The following is a 19,411-nucleotide window of genomic DNA, read 5'->3' on the forward strand; positions in this document are numbered from 1 at the left end:
GGAGGCAATGATGCAAAATCAACATGAAGGGTGTTGCAAAAACCGGGATCATAAGCACGACGGCTGCTGTAAAGATCGAGAACATCAGCATGAAGGCTGCCATAGCGCGCATCAGCATGAGAACGCCAGTTGCGGCGGCGAACACCGTCACGGACACGGCTGTGGTCGTCATGGACAGGGCGGTGGTCGACGCCAGCGATTTTTTGGCCACGGGGAACTTCGGCTGGTCATTCTTGATATCCTGACCCGGGACGCCAGCCACGGCTATGAACTGATTAAAGCGATAGAAAACCTGACGGGGGGCGGCTATACGCCAAGCGCTGGTGTGATCTACCCTACGCTGGATTTTTTACAGGATCAGCAATTTATCACGATTAGCGACGAAGAAGGCGGGCGGAAAAAAATCGCGATTACCGCAAACGGCGCGCAATGGCTTGATGAAAATCGCGAACACCTGACGCATATTCAGGCGCGGCTAAAAGCCCGTTGTGTGGGCATGGAGTTACGTAAAAATCCGCAGATGAAGCGGGCGCTGGATAACTTCAAGGCCGTGCTGGATCTGCGGATAAACCACAGCGATATCAACGACGCGCAAATCAAACGCATTATCGGCGTGATTGATCGCGCGGCGCTGGAAATCGCCGAACTGGATTAAGCGGGCTGCGTGTCCTCTTCGCGGACGCGGAACACGTTAACCAGCTCTTTTAAATGTAACGCCTGTTCGTTCAGCGACGCCGCGGCGGCAACAGACTCTTCCACAAGGCAGGAGTTTTGTTGCGTGGCGGCGTCAATCAGGCCAATCGCGCTGTTAATCTGCGAAATACCGTCAGTTTGCTCGCGGCTGGCCTGCCCAATCTCACGTAATATCACATCCATCTCTTCGACGTTATCCACCATGCCATTAATCAGGGCGCTGGCTTTCTCCACCAGGTGCATCCCTTCCTGAGTCTGACTGGTTGAATCTTCAATCAAATTACGGATTTCACTGGCTGACGAGGCGCTCTTTTGCGCCAACTGGCGAACCTCTCCGGCGACAACGGCAAAACCACGCCCATGTTCGCCCGCGCGCGCCGCTTCAACCGCCGCGTTCAGCGCCAGAATATTGGTCTGAAAGGCAATAGAATCAATGATATTGATGATATCCGACATACGATTTGCCGTATCGTTAATGACGCGCATTTTCTGCGTCACTTGATTCATCATCTCCCCATTGTTTTTCACCACGCTGGCGGCGCCGGCAGAGAGTTTGGTCGCTTCACTGGTATGATCGGCTGTGTTTTTAACCGTGGCGGTAATCTGTTCCATCGACGCCGCCGTTTCTTCAACCGAGCTGGCCTGCTCTTCCGTACGCGCCGCCAAATCCTGGTTACCGGCGACAATTTGCGCCGCCGCCGTGGAGATACTCTCCGAACCGTTTTGCACTTCCTGTACGATATCCAGCAGACGCGTTTTCATCGCCATTAATGCTTGCAGTAGTACGCCTGTTTCATCTTTATAGTCGGTGGTGATATGACGAGTCAGATCGCCATCGGCAATCGCCTCGGCAAAGCGTACTGCGTCATCAAGCGGCCGGGTAATAGAACGCACAATATACCATCCCATTACGCCTCCGGCGGCGATGCTTATCAGCGCCAAAGTGATTAACAGCGTCCGATTATTTTTAAAATCCTCTTTGACCTGCACGCTCGCTTCATGCATCTGCGCGTCCTGAACAGCGATAAGTTCCTGGACTTTGTCCTTATAGACTTTTTGCACCTGCACCGTTCTGGTCATCATCTCCTGAATGGCCGCCTGACGATTATTGCTTTGAATATCTTTCAAAATACGGAATCTGGACTCCAGGTATTGCTGGCGCGCTTCACGGATCTCATTAATGATTTTCTGTGAATCCGCATCGTGACTATTTTCCCTGGAAAGCTCATCCAGTAGCGCCGAAATGCGCTGGCTTATCTCACTGAGTTCTTTCTGCGAGCTCTGGCTCCAGCGCCCCTCTTCATCCAGTAACATGAGCTGCTGCGCGATGATGAAATCATTAAAATTATCGATTAACAGATTGGCTTTTACCGTGGTGGGATAATCATTGGTAATAATGTCCTGCATACCCGTATTAGCCCGATCAAGGCTAAACAAAGACAGAGCGGAACTCACCACCATGAGAACAATGAATAAGCCAAAGGCCATAAATAATTTTGAACGTATTTTAATGTTATGCAAAAACATATTTTCTCCCTGGGATTGCATATCCTCATACAGGAAGATTTATCGGCAATAATGTTACTAACTTTATGATATTGATCGCTTTTTATTTCGGAACATTATTAGTAAGTAATATTTATTGTTCACAGAAAGATGAACCAAAAGTGACATAAATTGGCACTAATAATGAAAGAAATACGCTAAAAGGTTAACCATTTCTTATTTATTAACTGAGTTTATACCTATTAATAGGTAGACAAGGGAGAAGGAATAAATATCACATTATTTTTAACATCACAGGCCACTGGTACTCTCTATGATGGCAGGCACCGCCTTCTATCAGAGCACATCCGCCCGGTAAGCTTGTTGCTACCGGGCGGATGTCATTACCGTTGCTACCTACAAATAAACTTAATGCAGTACCGTGACCGCATCCTCCAGCCGGCTGGCACGGTGTTTTACCATCGCGGAGACTTGTGCGCTCTCTTCCACCAGCGCCGCATTCTTCTGGGTTATGCGGTTCAACTCGTCCACGGCGCGAGTCAGGCTGGAAAGCCCATCTGTCTGTTCCTGAGTCGACTGGCTGATCCGTGCGATAAGCAGGGTGACATTTTGCACCTGGGCTACAATGTCATCCATGGTACGGCCTGCGGCGTGAACCTGCTCGGAGCCTGACTGCACCTTTGTTGCGCTGGCGTCAATTAATTTACGAATATCGTTCGCCGCGTTAGCGCTGCGGCTGGCAAGATGGCGTACCTCGCCAGCAACCACGGCAAACCCTTTCCCCTGCTCGCCCGCTCTCGCCGCTTCTACCGCCGCATTCAGCGCCAGGATATTCGTCTGAAAAGCGATATCGTTAATTAGCGTGGTGATCGTCCCGATACGTTGCGTACTGTGAGCGATATCATCCATCGTTTTAATCACCGTATCCATCGCCTCACCTCCCTGAGTCGCCGCGCTACTGGCCGCCATGGAAAGCTTATCCGCAGCGGAAGCCGTCTCGGAATTGAGCTTCACGGACTCCGCCATCTGGTTCATGGTCGTTACCGTTTCCTGAACATTCTCCACGGTCTGACGGGTGTGTTCGTTCAGATCATTGTTACCCTTCGCCAGCCTTTCACTGCCGTTTCTGACGCTGGAAACCTGACTTGATACGTCATTGATCAGCCAGCGGCACATCAAGCCAAGCTGCCCCACGGCCCTCAGCGTCAGCCCCAACTCATCGCTACGATTAAGATGTTGTACGCTGTTGCGTTCGCCGGTCGCCACTTTCAGCGCCTGCGTCGCCACATTTTCAATGGGACGCACAATTTGCCATTCAAATAGCGCCGTACCTGCCAGCATCGCCAACGCGCCCAACAACAACGCCTGCCATGAGGCATCCGTACCGAACAGCGCCAACGCCAGCATTACGGCCATTAGCCCCATAATGCTACGCACTCGCCAGCGAACAGGCATCGCGGGCAGTTTGCCCAGCAAACCCTGACGAACCACCAGGCCTTTATGAATACGTTTACTACACCGCCCTTCATTTAGCGCCTGATATAAAGGCTCGACGGCGGCAATCTCATCATCCGTGGCGCGGGTACGGATCGACATATATCCCGTCACACGCCCTTTACGTATCATCGGTACCGCGTTGGCCCGCACCCAGTAATGGTCGCCGTTTTTACGCCGGTTTTTCACAATGCCGCTCCACGGTTCGCCCTGTTTTAGGGTGTACCACATATCTGCGAAGGCAGCTTTCGGCATATCCGGATGACGCACCAGATTATGTGGCTGCGCCAGTAACTCGTTTAACTGATAGCCGCTCACCTGGACAAAAGTGTCATTGGCGTGAGTGATATAGCTTTCCAGGTCGGTCGTAGACATCAGAGTGGTATCATCATCCAGCGGGGTATTTAGCTGGCTGACGTAGGGATGAGAAGACATGATAGCGTCCTGTGCAGGTTATCTGGATGTTAATTTTTCGCTCAGATGTTATTTCGGCGCTAATCTATTTATCTTTAGTTGTTAAAATTGCTCTGGATCGCAATTTGCGATTAATCCTTAATATTTGTACGATTTTCACCTCATCCTGCGCCTTATTTTCATTATGAAATTGTTTAGCATGGACAACCTTTTTCTTTAAAATCTGCCCTGGCTCACCTTTTTCTCACGCCGCCGCTAACGCAACACACCGTAAACCGTAAAACAAGATCTGCTCAAAATGCATCCAATTGTTAACGCATGACATTAAATGTTGTGTAAATGTGATTATTCCTGGTGTTTATCCCGATTTTCACTATGGGCTTAGACCCCCGCTAATCCCTGCAATACTTAATTCAGTATCATGTGATACACGGCCCTCTGGAGCTCATTTTGAACAGGTTACCTTCCAGCGCATCGGCTTTGGCCTGTAGCGCGCACGCACTGAATCTCATCGAGAAGCGAACGCTAAACCATGAGGAAATGAAAGCACTAAACCGAGAGGTCATTGACTACTTTAAAGAGCATGTAAATCCAGGATTTCTGGAATACCGGAAATCTGTTACCGCCGGCGGGGATTACGGAGCCGTAGAGTGGCAAGCGGGCAGTTTGAATACGCTTGTCGACACCCAGGGGCAGGAGTTTATCGACTGTCTTGGGGGGTTTGGCATCTTTAACGTGGGGCACCGTAATCCTGTTGTGGTATCCGCCGTCCAGAATCAACTCGCAAAACAACCTCTCCACAGCCAGGAGTTACTTGACCCCTTGCGGGCGATGCTGGCAAAAACGCTGGCGGCGCTGACACCGGGGAAACTCAAGTACAGCTTTTTCTGTAACAGCGGCACCGAATCCGTCGAAGCGGCGCTAAAACTGGCAAAAGCGTATCAGTCGCCGCGCGGCAAGTTTACCTTTATCGCCACCAGCGGCGCATTTCACGGCAAATCATTGGGCGCGCTCTCCGCCACGGCCAAATCCACCTTCCGCAGACCCTTTATGCCTTTACTGCCGGGCTTCCGCCATGTGCCGTTTGGCAATATCGACGCGATGAGCATGGCATTTAGCGAAGGCAAAAAAACGGGCGACGAGATAGCAGCCGTGATTCTGGAGCCTATTCAGGGTGAAGGCGGCGTGATCCTGCCGCCGCAGGGATACCTGACAGAGGTACGTAAGCTCTGTGACGACTTCGGCGCGCTGATGATTCTGGATGAAGTACAAACCGGCATGGGGCGTACCGGCAAGATGTTTGCCTGTGAGCACGAAAATGTGCAGCCTGATATTCTGTGTCTGGCGAAAGCCCTGGGCGGCGGCGTGATGCCGATTGGCGCCACCATCGCGACTGAAGAGGTGTTTTCGGTTCTGTTCGACAACCCCTTCCTGCATACCACCACTTTTGGCGGTAATCCACTGGCTTGTGCTGCCGCGCTGGCGACCATTAACGTCCTGCTGGAACAAAATCTCCCGGCCCAGGCGGAACAAAAAGGCGATACGCTCCTGGATGGTTTTCGACAACTTGCGCGTGAATATCCCAATCTGGTACACGATGCGCGTGGCAAAGGTATGTTGATGGCCATTGAATTTGTCGATAACGAAACGGGCTACCGTTTTGCCAGTGAGATGTTCCGTCAACGCGTGCTGGTCGCTGGTACGCTGAATAATGCGAAAACAATTCGTATCGAGCCACCGCTCACGCTAACCATTGAACTGTGCGAACAGGTATTGAAATCAGCGCGTAATGCGCTGGCGGCGATGCAGGTGAGCGTTGAAGAGGTTTAAAAACGATGCCGGATGGCGCTATGCTTATCCGGCCTGTTTTCCCCGGGTCGCGGCCTCTTTTTTGAATCCCATCACAATCACCACATTCCCCTTTTCCCTTTTACCTCGCGACGGCTACAGTAGTAACTCATCCGACCACATAACAATAATTTTACATACTGGATACGCTTATGAGCTACCCGTCGCTGTTCGCCCCGCTCGATCTGGGCTTTACTACTCTCAGAAACCGCGTGCTGATGGGATCGATGCACACGGGTCTGGAAGAACATCCTGATGGCGCCGAGCGCCTGGCGGCATTTTATGCCGAGCGCGCGCGACACGGCGTAGCGTTAATCGTCACCGGCGGTATTGCGCCTGTTCCTTCCGGGGTCGTGATGACCGGCGGCGCGATGCTGAACGATGCCAGCCAATTAACGCCTCACCGCGTGGTGACCGATGCCGTACATGCGCAAGGCGGTAAAATCGCGCTGCAAATTCTGCACACCGGACGTTACAGCTATCAGCCGCACCTGGTCGCGCCGTCGGCAATTCAGGCGCCAATCAACCGCTTTATGCCGCATGAACTGACGCATGATGAAATCTTGCAGTTAATCGACGACTTCGCGCATTGCGCGCAACTGGCGCGGGAAGCAGGCTACGACGGCGTAGAGGTGATGGGATCAGAGGGCTATCTGATTAATGAATTTCTCACGCGGCGAACTAACCATCGCGATGACGAATGGGGCGGCGACTATGCCAGCCGTATGCGCTTCGCGGTTGAGGTAGTACGCGCGGTACGCCAGCGGGTAGGGAACGACTTTATTATTATCTATCGCCTGTCGATGCTCGATCTGGTGGAAAATGGCGGCACGTTCGACGAAACGGTACAGCTGGCGCAAGCCATTGAAGCCGCAGGCGCAAGCCTAATTAATACCGGCATTGGCTGGCATGAGGCGCGAATCCCGACCATCGCCACGCCAGTACCGCGTGGCGCCTTTAGCTGGGTGACGCGGAAACTCAAAGGTCATGTGTCGGTTCCGCTGATCGCGACCAATCGCATTAACGATCCGCAGGTCGCCGAGACGATCCTGACGCGCGGCGATGCCGATATGGTGTCGATGGCGCGTCCCTTCCTTGCCGATGCCGAATTCCTGACTAAAGCGCAATCCGGACGCGCAGATGAGATCAACACCTGTATCGGCTGTAATCAGGCCTGTCTGGATCGGATCTTCATCGGCAAAGTGACCTCCTGTCTGGTGAACCCACGCGCCTGTCACGAAACCCACATGCCGATAACGCCGGCCATACGCAAAAAGAACCTGGCCGTTGTCGGCGCAGGCCCGGCGGGGCTGGCTTTCGCGATTAACGCCGCGTCGCGCGGCCATCATGTCACGCTGTTTGACGCCCAGAGTGAAATTGGCGGTCAGTTTACTATCGCCAGGCAGATCCCGGGTAAAGAGGAGTTTTACGAAACGCTGCGCTACTACCGTCGAATGATCGATGTTACTGGCGTCACGCTGAAACTGAACCAACGGGTGAACGCAGAGGATCTTCAGCCGTTTGACGAAGCGATCCTCGCCTGTGGAATAGTACCGCGCCGCCCGCCGATAGACGGTATCGATCATCCAAAGGCATTGACCTACCTGGAGGTATTGCGCGATAAAGCGCCGGTTGGTAAACGAGTGGCGATCATCGGCTGCGGCGGGATCGGTTTTGACACGGCCATGTATCTGAGCCAGCACGGCGAATCCACCAGCCAAAATATTGCTGAATTTTGTACGGAATGGGGAATTGATACCAGCCTGCAACAGGCAGGCGGTCTGCGCCCGGAAGGCCCACGCCTGGCACGTAGTCCACGGCAAATCGTCATGCTGCAACGCAAAGCCAGCAAGCCGGGCGAAGGATTAGGTAAAACCACCGGCTGGATCCATCGCGCGACGTTACTGGCGCGCGGCGTGAAGATGATCCCGGCGGTCAGTTACCAGAAGATCGACGACGACGGATTACATCTCTTGATCGGCGGCGAACCGCAGTTGCTGGAAGTGGATCATGTGGTGATCTGCGCCGGACAGGAACCTCGCCGCGAGCTGGCGGACCCGTTACGCGCCGCAGGTAAAACGGTACATCTTATCGGCGGATGCGATGTCGCGATGGAGCTGGATGCCCGACGGGCGATTGCCCAGGGCACCCGACTGGCGCTGGAGATTTAACGACTTTGCCTGATGGCGCTGCGCTTATCGGGCTTACGCCGTCATACCGGTTTTATAGGCCGGTATGACGCTTGAGCGCCTTATCGACGGCGTCCCTGCTTCACCGCTTTCAAAATAACAAATTTATTGTTGGTTGCTATCGTCGCGCAATTACCGAAAATCTTCTTCAGCTTGTGGAAATAGTCCAGATGGCGGTTCGCCACAATATACAGTTCGCCGTTGATTTTCAGGCAGCGGCGGGCGTGATGGAACATCTCCCAGGCGATATTGTCCGTCAGCGCATGTTTCTGGTGGAACGGCGGGTTGCAGAACACAGCGTTAAAACGGAACGGCTCCACGCCGGAGAGCGCGTTGTTGATCATAAATTCGCAGCGTTCGAATGCTTCCGGCAGGTTCGTTTCTACATTCAAACGGCTGGAATCTACCGCCATCGGCGATTCATCGACAAATACCACGTTCGCCTGCGGATTTTTCGCCAGTAAGCTCAGGCCAATCACCCCATTGCCGCAGCCGAGATCGACAATCTCCCCGTCGAGGTTTTCCGGCAAATGCTGCATAAAGAAGCGCGCGCCGATATCCAATCCGGTACGAGAAAACACATTCGCGTGGTTGTGAATCGTCCAGCCTGTATCTTCCAGTTTCCAGCTTAGCGTTTGCGGCGCGTCGGCCAGTTGCGGATGACTGAAGGTACAGTTAATCAGGCGCGCTTTCTTCCACGCCAGCGTCGTCGTGGTTGGGCCCAGCACTTTTTCAAACAGTTCCAGCGTAGAGGTATGAATATCACGCGCTTTCGCGCCGGCGATAATACGCGTTTGCGCCGTAACGACCTTACGCAAAGCGCGTAACTGCTGTTCCAGCAACGCCAGTGTTTTCGGTACTTTAATCAATACCACGCCCGGTGCCTGCGGGTAGTCAGCGGTACTGTCGAGAAACGTTACGCTGGACTCCGCGATGCCGTTATGGCGTAAATTCTCTCGCGTACCCAGTTCGCTTAAATATGAATCGCCAATACTGTATGGCGAATGCTCCGCCAGCGCACAGCTTAGCGCGCCAAACGTATCATTCAGGATCAGCACCGGGCCGCGAATTTCCGTCTCATCCAACTGTTGCAGCAGATACTCATCGGCCGCCTCCCACGCCAGAAGCGGGTTAACATCATCCGTTTGCGGAAAACGTTTCAGCGTCAGTGAACGGAAACCGTCGTCTACGTGGCTCATTAGGCCTCCTGAATGGTAAAATTGCGGCGTTATCCCTGAAAAGGGTGCGTGAGTATACACTTTTTATCAGCAACATGGAGCTTTGATGACCTCACTAACTTACCTTCAGGGGTATCCGGAACATCTCCTTGCCCAAGTGCGCGCCTTAATCGCCGAGCAGCGCCTGGGGGCGGTGCTGGAAAAACGTTATCCCGGCGCGCATGATTACGCTACTGACAAAGCGCTATATCACTATACTCAGGAACTGAAAAGTCAGTTTCTGCGCAATGCGCCGCCCATCAATAAAGTGATGTATGACAGCAAGATCCATGTGCTGAAAAATGCGCTGGGACTGCATACCGCTGTCTCGCGCGTTCAGGGCGGCAAGCTCAAGGCAAAGGCGGAGATCCGCGTCGCCACCGTGTTTCGTAACGCCCCGGAGCCATTCTTACGGATGATTGTGGTTCACGAACTGGCACACCTGAAAGAGAAAGATCATAACAAAGCGTTTTATCAGCTCTGTTGCCATATGGAGCCGCAGTACCATCAACTGGAGTTTGATACGCGCCTGTGGCTGACGCATCAGGCGCTGTCGGCACAATAAATTCTGAAAATGCCCCTTCCCCCGTATCTTTTTAACGGCGTGGGCATAAAATCGACGCGTTCACATTTCGCTCATTGCCTGCCGCCACGTCAAGGATGACGATCTGTAGAGGGTATTTTTTATCCACCGCCAACGGAACCGCGCAACGACCATGCTCTCACAATGTGCCCGTTTTATCCGCCGCCTCTGTTTTACACGCCGGGCGTTAACAGTGGCGTGTTTTCTGCTTGTCGCAGCAGGCGTCGCGCTTTTCTATTCCAACTGGCTTATCGTCAACGCCTCACAGCATCTGACATGGAATGACATTCAGACCGTTCCCGCCCGCAACGTCGGGCTGGTGTTAGGCGCCAAACCCGGCAATCGGTATTTTACCCGGCGGATTAATACTGCCGCCGCGTTGTATCACGCCGGTAAAGTGAAGTGGCTGTTAGTCAGCGGCGATAATGGCAAAAAAGAGTACGATGAACCTTCGGCGATGCAGCAGGCGCTGATGGCGAAAGGTGTGCCGGAGGCGGCCATTTTTTGTGATTATGCCGGATTCTCCACGCTGGACTCCGTGGTTCGCGCCCGGAAAGTGTTTGGCGAAAGCCGCATTACGATTATCTCGCAAGCATTTCATAATCAACGGGCGATCTGGCTGGCGCAACAATATGGCATTGACGCTATCGGCGTTAACGCGCCGGATCTGAATAAAAGGCACGGAACCTACACACGACTTCGGGAAAAGCTGGCGCGGGTTAGCGCGGTGCTGGATGCCAAAATTTTGCACCGTCAGCCTAAATATCTGGGCGCTGGCGTCACTATTGGGGCTGATAGCGCACACGGGTGCCCTTCTCGCCAGTAATAATGCCAGAGTGCGTCGCAGCGCACTGGCAAGGGCGGAAAGGCGTGCTACATTGACGAAAAATCCCTTTCTGGAGTCCGCTGACGTTTATGATACGTTTCGCTGTAATTGGGACTAACTGGATCACGCGCCAGTTTGTCGACGCCGCCCATGAAACCGGCAAATTCAGGCTCGCCGCCGTTTACTCCCGTAGTCTTGAACAGGCGCAGTCTTTCGCAAATGATTATCCCGTCGAGCATCTGTTTACCTCGCTGGAAGCGATGGCGCAAAGCGACGCGATTGAGGCGGTTTATATCGCCAGCCCGAACTCCCTGCATTTCTCCCAGACGCAGCGCTTTTTGCAGCATAAAAAACATGTCATGTGCGAAAAGCCGCTGGCTTCTAACCTGGCGGAGGTTGATGCCGCTATCGCCTGCGCGCGCGATAATCAGCGGGTACTGTTTGAAGCCTTTAAAACCGCCTGCCTGCCCAATTTCCTGCTGCTGCGGGAATCGTTGCCGAAAATCGGCAGAATGCATAAAGCATTCCTAAATTACTGCCAGTACTCTTCACGTTATCAGCGCTATCTGAACGGTGAAAATCCGAATACGTTTAATCCGGCCTTCTCCAATGGTTCGATTATGGATATCGGGTATTACTGTCTGGCGTCGGCGATCGCGCTATGGGGCGAGCCGCGCAGCGTTCAGGCGTCGGCGAATTTATTGGAAAGCGGAGTAGATGCGCACGGCGTCGTGGTTATGGATTACGGCGATTTTAGCGTCACGCTACAGCATTCCAAAGTCAGCGACTCGGTACTGGCCAGTGAAATTCAGGGCGAGAGGGGATCGCTGGTCATTGAAAAGCTGTCGGAATGCCAGAAAGTGTGTTTTGCGCCGCGCGGCGCGCTGATGCAGGATCTGACCCAGCCTCAGCATATTAATACCATGCTGTATGAAGCCGGGGCGTTTGCCCAGCTTATTGAAAACCATGCCGTGGAACATCCGGGGTTGTCGCTAAGTCGCGCCACGGCAAAATGGCTGACAGAAATACGCCGTCAAACCGGGGTCATCTTCCCGGCGGACGATCTGACTCATCCCCTTACTGCGTAAAATTATGTAAATCATATGTTACAGGCCATTGACTCTACGCGTGGCCTGTCATACTTTGTTACGCGCAAAGGGGAGTAACTTCATTGCCGGTCGATCGTCATTACGATGTGTGCAAAACCACATCCGGTCACCGGGCAGCCATAAAGGAATGCGTCAGCGTATTCCTTTATTGTTGTAAGTGAGACCTTGCCGAATGGCAAGGTCTATGCATAAAAGCAGCGGCTAATGCCATTCGGCGTTAGCCGTTTTTTTTTGCATGGGGAGAAATAATGAATACTGTTGGTACGCCATTATTATGGGGTGGATTCGCGGTTGTTGTGGTGATAATGCTATCCATCGACCTGTTGTTGCAGGGACGCCGTGGCGCACATGCGATGTCGATGAAACAAGCGGCAGGATGGTCAATCCTGTGGGTAACGCTCTCGCTACTGTTTAACGCCGCTTTCTGGTGGTATCTGGCTGAAACGCAAGGGCGCGAAGTTGCTGACCCGCAGGCATTGGCGTTCCTTACCGGCTATCTGATTGAGAAGTCGCTGGCCGTAGATAACGTCTTTGTCTGGCTGATGCTGTTTAGCTATTTCTCCGTCCCTCCGGCTCTGCAACGCCGGGTGCTGGTGTATGGGGTTCTTGGCGCGATCGTGTTGCGTACTATCATGATTTTCGCCGGTACCTGGCTTATCACTCAGTTCGAATGGCTGCTGTATGTGTTCGGTGCCTTCCTGCTGTTTACCGGCGTAAAAATGGCGCTGGCGAAGGAAGACGAATCCGGCATTGGCGAAAAACCGATGGTGCGTTGGCTGCGCGGGCATCTGCGCATGACCGATACGATCGAGAACGAGCACTTTTTCGTACGTAAAAACGGCCTGCTGTATGCCACGCCGCTGCTGCTGGTGCTGATTATGGTTGAGTTCAGCGATGTGATCTTCGCCGTTGACAGTATTCCGGCGATCTTTGCGGTCACCACCGACCCGTTCATCGTACTGACCTCTAACCTGTTTGCCATCTTAGGACTGCGCGCGATGTACTTCCTGCTGTCCGGCGTGGCGGAACGCTTCTCGATGCTGAAATATGGTCTGGCGGTCATTCTGGTCTTTATCGGCATTAAGATGCTGATCGTCGACTTCTACCATATTCCTATCGCGATTTCGCTGGGCGTAGTGTTTGGCATTCTGACCATTACGCTGGTGATTAACGCCTGGGTTAACCATCAGCGCGATAAGAAACTACGAGCGCAATAATCTTTTATCGGGGTAAACCTGCCCCGTCAAAAACGCCCGGCAGCGCACACCTGCCGGGCGTTTTTGTTTAACATGTCACAATACTGTTAATATAAAGTTATAAAACATGATCACAGCAAAAAATCCAGGATATTTCGCTTCCCGAACCTTCAACTTTCCTTATACTCAACCAGGCAAACACTTTGTTACATCCTGAAAGATGCGCCGTAAGAGCGTGCAGGGGATGACCAGCAACACAATACAAGGAACATGAAATGGCTACGCAACGAGCATCAGGGCTACTGCAGCGTTTAGCGCAAGGCAGTCTGGTTAAACAAATTTTAGTGGGTCTGGTACTGGGGATTTTACTGGCATGGATTTCTAAGCCTGCGGCAGAAGCGGTTGGCTTGCTTGGCACCCTGTTCGTCGGCGCCTTAAAAGCGGTCGCCCCCGTTCTGGTGCTGATGCTGGTAATGGCCTCGATCGCCAACCACCAGCACGGCCAAAAAACCAATATTCGCCCTATTCTCTTTCTTTACCTGCTAGGCACCTTTTCAGCCGCGCTGGCGGCCGTTGTGTTCAGCTTCGCCTTCCCTTCAACGCTGCATCTGTCCAGTAGCGCCCAGGATATCGTGCCGCCGTCCGGCATTGTAGAAGTCCTGCGCGGTCTGCTGATGAGCATGGTGTCGAACCCCATCGACGCGCTGCTGAACGCTAACTATATCGGGATTCTGGTGTGGGCCGTCGGTCTGGGATTTGCCCTGCGTCATGGTAATGAAACCACCAAAAACCTCGTGAACGATATGTCTAACGCCGTGACCTTTATGGTGAAACTGGTGATCCGTTTCGCGCCAGTCGGTATTTTTGGTCTGGTTTCATCAACGCTTGCAACCACCGGCTTCTCCACCCTGTGGGGCTATGCGCACCTGCTGGTCGTCTTGATTGGCTGTATGCTGCTGGTCGCGCTGGTGGTCAACCCACTGTTGGTATTCTGGAAAATTCGTCGCAACCCTTATCCGCTGGTGTTCGCCTGCCTGCGTGAAAGCGGTGTTTATGCCTTCTTTACCCGCAGCTCTGCCGCCAATATTCCAGTAAATATGGCGCTGTGCGAAAAACTGAATCTGGACAGGGATACTTACTCCGTTTCCATTCCGCTGGGTGCCACTATCAATATGGCCGGCGCGGCAATTACCATTACGGTTCTGACGTTGGCGGCAGTCCATACGTTAGGCGTCCCGGTGGATCTGCCTACAGCGCTGCTGCTGAGCGTGGTGGCCTCGCTGTGTGCTTGCGGCGCCTCCGGCGTGGCAGGCGGTTCATTGCTGCTGATCCCGCTGGCGTGCAACATGTTTGGCATTCCGAACGATATCGCGATGCAGGTAGTGGCAGTCGGCTTTATTATCGGCGTATTGCAGGATTCGTGTGAAACGGCGCTGAACTCATCTACCGATGTTCTGTTCACTGCGGCAGCCTGCCAGGCAGAGGACGAACGTCTGGCGAATAACGCCTTGCGTAGCTAAGTGATTATCGATGCCGGATGGCGCGTGCCATCCGGCGTGACGATAAATCTGAATCTCCTAATCCATAGGCTGTGACGGAAAGCGAATTGATGTTCACGCGCGACATCCTCGCGTAACGTTATATGTAGATGGCGTCTGCCGCGGCGCTCGGTCAGCGTAAAGTATAAAGTGTCAGCCTGTGTAAATCCTCTCGCCACCCTCCCTTGCGATAAGCAAAATCAAAGCTCAACGACGCGTAATTTCTATAACGGACTTCGTTGACCTTTGTTACAATTAGATGCATTTTGAATTTTTGTGTGTTAGTGCTTGCTTACTTCACAACTTAACAAGGAATAGTTCAGGCCGCGAATTTGCCGTTTCCGCAACGCTGATAAAAACTCCAACTCTGTTGCGGCAGTGCAAACCTCAGATCACCGGCGTGACGTTAACCGATTCTCCAGGAATACTGAATGGAACTACTGACTCAATTGCTGAATGCCCTGTGGGCTCAGGACTTTGAAACACTGGCCAATCCTTCCATGATTGGCATGTTATATTTTGTGTTATTTATGATTTTGTTTCTGGAAAATGGGCTGCTCCCTGCCGCCTTTTTGCCTGGCGACAGCCTGTTGATCCTGGTCGGCGTGCTGATCGCCAAAGGCGCGATGGGTTATCCACAAACCATTTTGCTGCTTACCGTCGCGGCCAGCCTGGGTTGCTGGGTGAGCTATATTCAGGGCCGCTGGCTGGGGAATACCCGCACCGTGCAAAACTGGCTCTCTCATCTCCCCGCACATTATCATCAACGCGCCCATCACCTTTTCCATAAACACGGCCTGTCGGCATTATTGATAGGCCGTTTTATCGCGTTTGTCAGAACACTGCTGCCCACCATTGCCGGCATATCCGGCCTGAATAACGCGCGCTTTCAGTTCTTCAACTGGATGAGCGGCTTGTTGTGGGTGCTTATCCTGACGTCGCTGGGCTATCTGCTGGGCAAAACGCCCGTCTTTATGAAGTATGAAGATCAGTTAATGTCATGCCTGATGCTGCTGCCCGTGGTGCTGCTCTTTTTTGGCCTGGCGGGTTCACTGGTCATGCTGTGGAAAAAGAAGTATGGGAGCCGGGGATAACTTATGCTTAAACCACGCATAACTGCCCGACAACTCATTTGGATCAGCGCTTTTCTACTGATGCTGACCATACTCATGATGACGTGGTCAACGCTGCGTCAGCAAGAGTCGACGCTAGCCATTCGCGCGGTTAACCAGGGCGCCAGTATGCCAGACGGCTTCTCAGTTCTGCATCATCTGGATGCGAACGGCATTCATTTTAAAAGCATTACGCCTAAAAATGACATGTTGCTCATTACCTTCGATTCCCCTGCGCAAAGCGCCGCAGCAAAAACGGTACTGGATCAAACGTTACCACACGGTTATGTCGTCGCTCAGCAGGACGATGACAACGAAACGGTACAGTGGCTGTCCCGCTTACGGGAAAGCTCACACCGCTTTGGCTAACCTCCAGGAATCCGAATCATATCACTCACTTTGGTGATTTCATTGTTTAATGACTATGATTAATAAAGCGGTGTTTAACCCACCGCGTTATTATCGGGATCACCGCCCCGGACAACGGGTCCGAACATAAGGGAAAGTTCAGGAATGAAATACCGCATCGCTTTGGCTATCACGCTTTTTACACTTAGCGCCGGTAGCTACGCTAATTCGCTTTGTCAGGAAAAAGAGCAGGATATACAAAAGGAAATTAGCTACGCTGAAAAGCACAACAATCAGCGCCGTATTGAGGGTCTGAACAAGGCGCTCAGCGAAGTACGCGCCAATTGTACTGACAGCAAGCTGCGCGCCGAGCATCAGAAAAAGGTCGCTGAGCAAAAAGAAGAGGTAGCCGAACGCCAACGTGATTTAGCCGAGGCAAAAGCAAAAGGCGATGCGGATAAAATAGACAAACGTGAACGTAAGCTGGCCGAGGCTCAGGATGAGCTAAAAAAACTTGAGGCCAGAGACTACTAAATTAACGCCGAATGTAAATACTCACTCACCTGGAGAAAACTATGTCGAAAGATAACACTACGGAACATCTGCGCGCTGAGTTGAAATCCCTGACCGATACGCTTGAAGAAGTGCTGAGCTCTTCGGGCGAAAAGTCGAAAGAAGAGTTGAGTAAGATTCGTAGCAAAGCCGAGCGCGCGCTGAAAGAGAGCCGTTACCGCCTGGGTGAAACGGGTGATGTGATTGCCAAACAGACTCGCGTCGCCGCCGCCCGTGCCGATGATTATGTGCGCGAAAATCCCTGGACAGGCGTAGGCATTGGCGCCGCTGTCGGTCTGGTGTTGGGCGTACTGCTGACGCGTCGTTAATTATGGCGGACTCTCGACAGGCACAAGGACCAGGCAAAAGCGTACTGGGTATCGGGCAGCGGATTGTCACCATTATCGTTGAGATGGTGGAAACCCGGCTGCGACTGGCGGTAGTAGAACTGGAAGAAGAGAAAGCGAACCTCTTTCAGCTTTTGCTGATGGTAGGTCTTACCATGCTCTTCGCGGCGTTTGGCTTAATGAGCCTGATGGTTCTGGTCATCTGGGCTATCGATCCTCAGTACCGTTTGAACGCGATGATCGCTACCACAGTTGTGCTGTTAGTGCTTGCGCTAATCGGCGGCATCTGGACTTTGCGCAAAGCGCGTCAGTCCACGCTATTGCGCCATACGCGGCACGAACTGGCTAACGATCGGCAAATTCTGGAGGACGATCAGTCGTGAGCAGCAAAGGCGAACGCGAAAAACGTAAAGCGCTGCTTCTCAGTCAGATCCAGCAGCAACGGCTGGATCTGTCCGCCAGCCGTCGCGACTGGCTGGAGACCACCGGCGCGTACGATCGCGGCTGGAATACGGTGTTAAGCCTGCGCTCCTGGGCGCTGGTCGGTAGCAGCGTAATGGCCATCTGGACCATCCGTCATCCTAATATGTTGGTACGCTGGGCGAAACGCGGCCTGGGTATCTGGAGCGCCTGGCGCCTGGTAAAAACTACCCTCCGTCAACAACAGCTCCGCGGTTAATATCTTTTCTTTTATAGCATCGCGCCATCAGGTTATCGCCCGATTACACCGGGTGGCGCGATACTTTTATGCATATCGTCTCTTTAGCAATCACTCAAATTTTTTGAAAAAATTTGGCAATTTTCCTTGCTAACAATTCCTGTACGCCACGTTTATGATTCTCTCCAGCGATAACAATGATGCGCTAAACCGCGCCATTGCTCATGAAAATAGCAGCAGCCGCCGAATCGGCCTCCTGGAGAATAAAATGAAAAAATTAGAAGATGTTGGTGTACTGATAGCGCGTATTTTAATGCCAGTTCTGTTTATTACTGCAGGATGGGGAAAAATTAGCGGCTATGCGGGCACACAACAGTATATGGAAGCGATGGGCGTACCAGGATTCCTGCTGCCGCTCACCATACTGCTTGAGTTCGGCGGCGGTCTGGCGATTCTGCTGGGGTTCCTCACCCGCACCACTGCGCTTTTCACCGCTGGTTTTACGTTGCTGACGGCATTGATCTTCCATAGCAATTTTGCAGAAGGTGTAAACTCGCTGATGTTTATGAAAAACCTGACCATTGCCGGCGGATTCTTATTACTGGCGTTAACCGGGCCTGGCGCGTTCAGCCTTGACCGTCTGCTGAATAAAAAGTGGTAAGCAATCTATACTCAATTAAAAAAGTGAGGGAATAGCGCCTCGCTTTTGTCATCTGAAGGAGAGAGACATGGGACAACTGATCGATGGCGTCTGGCACGATACCTGGTATGACACCAAATCTTCCGGGGGGAAATTTCAGCGTTCAGCGTCGGCTTTCCGCAACTGGCTTACCGCTGACGGCGCGCCCGGACCTTCCGGCGAAGGCGGATTCGCCGCAGAAAAAGATCGTTACCATCTGTACGTTTCCCTTGCCTGCCCTTGGGCGCATCGCACGCTCATTTTCCGTAAACTGAAAGGTCTGGAGCCGTTTATTCCGGTTTCCGTCGTGAATCCATTGATGCTGGAAAACGGCTGGACGTTTGATGATAATTTTCCGGCGGCCACCGGTGATACCCTCTATCAGCATGAATTTCTCTACCAGTTGTATCTGCACGCCGATCCACACTACAGCGGCCGCGTCACCGTACCGGTCTTATGGGATAAAAAAAATCATACTATCGTCAGCAACGAGTCCGCCGAAATCATTCGTATGTTTAACTCCGCCTTCGATGGGCTGGGCGCTAAAGCCGGGGATTACTATCCCCCCGCGCTGCAAAGCAAAATTGACGAGTTAAACGGCTGGATTTATGACAACGTTAATAACGGCGTTTATAAAGCAGGCTTCGCCACCAGCCAGCAAGCGTATGATGAAGCGGTAGAAAAGGTGTTTACTGCGCTGGCGCGCCTGGAGCAGATTCTCGGACAGCACCGCTATCTGACGGGCGACCAGTTGACCGAGGCGGATATCCGCTTATGGACGACCCTGGTACGCTTTGATCCGGTTTACGTGACTCATTTCAAATGCGACAAATACCGAATCAGCGACTACCTGAATCTGTACGGTTTCCTGCGCGATATCTATCAAATACCGGGCATTGCTGAAACCGTTAATCTTGACCATATTCGTCACCACTATTTCCGTAGCCATAAAACGATTAACCCCACGGGTATCATTTCCATCGGACCGTGGCAGGATCTGCTCGAACCTCACGGGCGCGACGTACGCTTTGGCTAATTTCAGGCGTCCTCCGGGACGCCTTATTAATAAATACCACAAATATTTACCAACATTTCATTCGCG

At 52.6% G+C, this 19,411-nt stretch carries 19 protein-coding genes; 16 read left to right on the forward strand and 3 right to left on the reverse strand.

Annotated features, from left to right (window positions below; translation table 11 throughout):
• Positions 1 to 7 precede the first annotated feature (7 nt).
• A complete protein-coding gene (locus tag ABVN36_RS05890; RefSeq protein ID WP_000983434.1) occupies positions 8 to 655 on the forward strand; it encodes a PadR family transcriptional regulator in 648 nt (215 codons plus the stop codon).
• Here the strand turns inward: ABVN36_RS05890 and ABVN36_RS05895 are convergent.
• Together ABVN36_RS05895 and ABVN36_RS05900 are read right to left on the reverse strand one after the other, a co-directional pair.
• The gene (locus ABVN36_RS05895) at positions 652 to 2,220 is read right to left on the reverse strand and encodes a methyl-accepting chemotaxis protein (RefSeq protein ID WP_000478462.1); all 1,569 of its coding nucleotides are present in this window, start codon (positions 2,218 to 2,220) and stop codon (positions 652 to 654) included. The two genes, ABVN36_RS05890 and ABVN36_RS05895, sit on opposite strands and share 4 nt — an antisense overlap.
• Before the next feature lie 387 nt (positions 2,221 to 2,607).
• Complete coding sequence (locus tag ABVN36_RS05900; RefSeq protein ID WP_023138719.1) at positions 2,608 to 4,128, reverse strand: PAS domain-containing methyl-accepting chemotaxis protein; 1,521 nt, start codon at positions 4,126 to 4,128, stop codon at positions 2,608 to 2,610.
• A 429-nt stretch (positions 4,129 to 4,557) separates the two neighbouring features.
• On the opposite strand from ABVN36_RS05900, the gene ygjG reads away from it, so the two are divergent.
• Positions 4,558 to 5,937: a putrescine aminotransferase gene (ygjG, locus tag ABVN36_RS05905; protein WP_075321906.1), complete on the forward strand. Its 1,380-nt coding sequence runs from the start codon at positions 4,558 to 4,560 to the stop codon at positions 5,935 to 5,937.
• Positions 5,938 to 6,107: 170 nt separating this feature from the next.
• Positions 6,108 to 8,126 (forward strand): NADPH-dependent 2,4-dienoyl-CoA reductase, encoded by a 2,019-nt coding sequence (locus ABVN36_RS05910; RefSeq protein ID WP_000121522.1) that lies wholly within the window; start codon positions 6,108 to 6,110, stop codon positions 8,124 to 8,126.
• 80 nt (positions 8,127 to 8,206) lie between these two features.
• Here the strand turns inward: ABVN36_RS05910 and rlmG are convergent, their stop codons facing one another.
• Positions 8,207 to 9,343: a 23S rRNA (guanine(1835)-N(2))-methyltransferase RlmG gene (gene rlmG, locus ABVN36_RS05915; RefSeq protein WP_000019989.1), complete on the reverse strand. Its 1,137-nt coding sequence runs from the start codon at positions 9,341 to 9,343 to the stop codon at positions 8,207 to 8,209.
• An 85-nt stretch (positions 9,344 to 9,428) separates the two neighbouring features.
• Here rlmG and ABVN36_RS05920 point away from each other — a divergent pair, with 85 nt between their 5' ends.
• From ABVN36_RS05920 to ABVN36_RS05980, 13 genes are all read left to right on the forward strand, one after another.
• On the forward strand, positions 9,429 to 9,926 hold the full coding sequence (locus tag ABVN36_RS05920; RefSeq protein ID WP_000202966.1) for a M48 family metallopeptidase: 498 nt from the start codon (positions 9,429 to 9,431) through the stop codon (positions 9,924 to 9,926).
• A 151-nt stretch (positions 9,927 to 10,077) separates the two neighbouring features.
• Positions 10,078 to 10,770 carry a vancomycin high temperature exclusion protein gene (locus ABVN36_RS05925; RefSeq protein WP_000951049.1) on the forward strand — a complete coding sequence of 231 codons (693 nt, stop codon included), beginning with the start codon at positions 10,078 to 10,080 and terminating at the stop codon, positions 10,768 to 10,770.
• 89 nt (positions 10,771 to 10,859) lie between these two features.
• Complete coding sequence (locus tag ABVN36_RS05930; RefSeq protein ID WP_000617682.1) at positions 10,860 to 11,858, forward strand: Gfo/Idh/MocA family protein; 999 nt, start codon at positions 10,860 to 10,862, stop codon at positions 11,856 to 11,858.
• A 269-nt stretch (positions 11,859 to 12,127) separates the two neighbouring features.
• Positions 12,128 to 13,096: a TerC family protein gene (locus ABVN36_RS05935; protein ID WP_001098833.1), complete on the forward strand. Its 969-nt coding sequence runs from the start codon at positions 12,128 to 12,130 to the stop codon at positions 13,094 to 13,096.
• A gap of 254 nt (positions 13,097 to 13,350) precedes the next feature.
• Positions 13,351 to 14,595 (forward strand): serine/threonine transporter SstT, encoded by a 1,245-nt coding sequence (gene sstT, locus ABVN36_RS05940; protein ID WP_000235363.1) that lies wholly within the window; start codon positions 13,351 to 13,353, stop codon positions 14,593 to 14,595.
• A gap of 449 nt (positions 14,596 to 15,044) precedes the next feature.
• Positions 15,045 to 15,707 (forward strand): DedA family general envelope maintenance protein YqjA, encoded by a 663-nt coding sequence (gene yqjA, locus ABVN36_RS05945; RefSeq protein WP_000422143.1) that lies wholly within the window; start codon positions 15,045 to 15,047, stop codon positions 15,705 to 15,707.
• Between the two features lie 3 nt (positions 15,708 to 15,710).
• Positions 15,711 to 16,094, forward strand: a complete 384-nt coding sequence (gene mzrA / locus ABVN36_RS05950) for an EnvZ/OmpR regulon moderator MzrA (protein ID WP_000917516.1) — start codon at positions 15,711 to 15,713, stop codon at positions 16,092 to 16,094.
• Between the two features lie 144 nt (positions 16,095 to 16,238).
• Entirely contained in the window at positions 16,239 to 16,607 is a 369-nt protein-coding gene (locus ABVN36_RS05955; RefSeq protein ID WP_000877300.1) for a DUF1090 domain-containing protein, read from the forward strand.
• Positions 16,608 to 16,648: 41 nt separating this feature from the next.
• Positions 16,649 to 16,954, forward strand: a complete 306-nt coding sequence (locus tag ABVN36_RS05960) for a YqjD family protein (RefSeq protein WP_000031219.1) — start codon at positions 16,649 to 16,651, stop codon at positions 16,952 to 16,954.
• Between the two features lie 2 nt (positions 16,955 to 16,956).
• Positions 16,957 to 17,355: a phage holin family protein gene (locus tag ABVN36_RS05965; RefSeq protein ID WP_000785626.1), complete on the forward strand. Its 399-nt coding sequence runs from the start codon at positions 16,957 to 16,959 to the stop codon at positions 17,353 to 17,355.
• Positions 17,352 to 17,651, forward strand: coding sequence for a YqjK-like family protein (locus tag ABVN36_RS05970; RefSeq protein WP_000095496.1), 300 nt, complete (start codon positions 17,352 to 17,354; stop codon positions 17,649 to 17,651). The genes ABVN36_RS05965 and ABVN36_RS05970 overlap by 4 nt, the downstream gene beginning before the upstream one ends.
• Before the next feature lie 247 nt (positions 17,652 to 17,898).
• Positions 17,899 to 18,291 carry a DoxX family protein gene (locus ABVN36_RS05975; protein WP_001592732.1) on the forward strand — a complete coding sequence of 131 codons (393 nt, stop codon included), beginning with the start codon at positions 17,899 to 17,901 and terminating at the stop codon, positions 18,289 to 18,291.
• A 67-nt stretch (positions 18,292 to 18,358) separates the two neighbouring features.
• The gene (locus tag ABVN36_RS05980) at positions 18,359 to 19,345 is read left to right on the forward strand and encodes a glutathione S-transferase family protein (protein WP_000531150.1); all 987 of its coding nucleotides are present in this window, start codon (positions 18,359 to 18,361) and stop codon (positions 19,343 to 19,345) included.
• Positions 19,346 to 19,411 lie beyond the last annotated feature (66 nt).

Origin of the sequence: Salmonella sp. SJTUF15581 (assembly GCF_043356775.1) — a bacterium.
In the GTDB taxonomy this organism is placed as follows: Bacteria; Pseudomonadota; Gammaproteobacteria; order Enterobacterales; family Enterobacteriaceae; genus Salmonella; species Salmonella enterica.